This window comes from Streptosporangium sp. NPDC053982, from assembly GCF_055585205.1.
Map to the genome: position 1 here is coordinate 1 of NZ_JBVJKQ010000042.1, position 2,051 is coordinate 2,051.

Annotated in this window: 2 protein-coding genes and 1 rRNA gene; 1 reads left to right on the top strand and 2 read right to left on the bottom strand. The window is 66.1% G+C overall.

Features of this window, described 5'->3' with window-relative positions; all coding sequences use genetic code 11:
- Positions 1 to 235: 235 nt before the first annotated feature.
- Positions 236 to 628 carry a cell division protein SepF gene (locus tag ACZ6W9_RS36905; protein ID WP_362947485.1) on the bottom strand — a complete coding sequence of 131 codons (393 nt, stop codon included), beginning with the start codon at positions 626 to 628 and terminating at the stop codon, positions 236 to 238.
- A 191-nt stretch (positions 629 to 819) separates the two neighbouring features.
- On the opposite strand from ACZ6W9_RS36905, the gene ACZ6W9_RS36910 reads away from it, so the two are divergent.
- Entirely contained in the window at positions 820 to 1,608 is a 789-nt protein-coding gene (locus ACZ6W9_RS36910; RefSeq protein WP_389957914.1) for a PhzF family phenazine biosynthesis protein, read from the top strand.
- A gap of 376 nt (positions 1,609 to 1,984) precedes the next feature.
- Here ACZ6W9_RS36910 and rrf read toward each other — a convergent pair.
- Positions 1,985 to 2,051, bottom strand: a 5S ribosomal RNA gene (gene rrf / locus ACZ6W9_RS36915); the annotation flags it as partial.

Here is a 2,051-nt window from a genome sequence, read left to right on the forward strand (position 1 = left end):
CTCAAGGAGCTGCAGGCCCTGCTGGCAGCCTGGACAGGCCGATGCCCGACCTGCCGCAGACGGCCGCCCTAACCACCTAACAAAGCACTACTAGGTTCTGTTTTGTGGATCTTTTCGCCTACTGCGGTCGGCCAGGCGGCCCCTCGCCGTACTCGGCCGCCGGGTTGCGCACGCCGCGGGACACGAACGTGCCCGGAGGCGGCGTGACGCCTCCGGGCACGTTCCAAAGACCGGATCAGCCGGTGGTGATCTCCACGTCGGCGGGCGCCAGCAGGAAGACCTTCTCGGCGATGCGCTCGATGCGGCCCTCGCAGCCGTAGGCCAGGCCCGCCGCGAAGTCGACCATCCGGGTGGCCTCGGCGGTGCTCATGCAGTTGACGTCCATGATGACCGTCTGGCCGTCACGGAAATGCCGCCCGATGAGCGGCGCGTCGTTGTACTTGCGCGGCGTCAGCATCACGATCTGTGAGGGCTCGCTCGTCGAGCGCCAGCGCCTCGCCGCGCGCTCCGACGCGGACTGCCAGTCCTCGCCCTCGCCTTCGACGTCGTCCACGTACTCGTAGGACTCGTCGTAGTCCTCAACATCGCCCAGGCCAAGGTATGTCGCCACCTTGCGCACTGCCCCCATCGGCTCGTCCTTTCCTACAGGACCACGCCGCAGCCGGCTTGTCCCTCCACCTTGGACGGTAACCGACGAATTGGAGTTCGCCGCGCGACACGCCCAGGGCTTATTCCCACTTTGTACGGCTAGCGCACTGGTCCACCCGACCCACATACCCACTTCTGGGCGGATATTGCCTCACGACTAGCATTATGGACATGCGCATCTACACGGTCGATTCATTTACCGACCAGCTTTTCAAGGGTAACCCGGCAGGGGTCTGCCTACTCGACAATCCGGCACCGGACGCCTGGATGCAGGCCCTCGCCGCGGAGATGCGGCACTCCGAGACCGCCTTCCTCCTCGGAGGAGAGGCCGGCGAGCCGTACTCGCTCCGCTGGTTCACCCCGACGACCGAGGTGGCCCTGTGCGGACACGCGACCTTGGCGACGGCGCATGTCCTGTATTCCACCGGAACAGCGCCGGAAACCCTGAAGTTCGCCACGAAGAGCGGAATCCTCGCCGTGACCAGGGACGAAACCGGTCTGATCACCATGGACTTCCCCGCCAAGCCCCTGGAGGAGGCCGACCCGCCGGAAGGGCTGACGGAGGCGCTGGGGGTGAATCCCCTGTGGGTCGGCCGGAACGTCTGGGACTACCTCGTGGAGGTGGAGTCCGAGGACGCCGTACGCGCCGCCTCCCCCGACTTCCCCGCGCTGGCGGCCGTCGACGCACGAGGGGTCATCGTGACCGCCCCGGCGGCTCGTCCCGGCGTCGACTACGTCTCGCGGTTCTTCGCCCCCAGGGTCGGCGTCCCCGAGGATCCGGTCACCGGCTCGGCCCACTGCGCCCTGGCGCCGTACTGGACGGCCAAGCTGGGCCCGGCGACCCTCGTCGGGGAGCAGCTCTCCGAGAGGGGTGGGGTGATGCGCACGACCGTATGCGGGGACCGCGTCGAACTGTCCGGCCGGGCGGTGACCGTCCTCTCGGGCGAACTCCACGTCTGAGAGCCCGAGCGCGTCACCCGGGATCCCTTCAGCGCTTGAGGCCTCGGATGCTTCCCGGATGTCCCGGTGTGTCGACTGAGGTCGCGGCACTTCCCGAAGGCTCCGAGGCGCCGGCTTGGACTCCCGGCCATGCCGCCCCCACCCGGATGGAGTAATGGCCCCCACGGCTCGTACCGAACCCATCCGAATGTGCGCCGCACACGGACACTCGAAGTCCGGGAATCACGATTAAAAGTGACGAAGAACCACATGCACGGAAAACGCGCTTCGCCCGAAGGGCGAAAAAGCGCATATGGAATGCAAGAAAAAGAGTCGAGAAATACAGAAAGGGCTGTTCTCTGACGAAGTCAGAGAACAGCCCTTCCCATGAAAGATTGTCCGGCGGCGACCTACTCTCCCACACCGTCCCCGGTGCAGTACCATCGGCGCTGAAGAGCTTAACT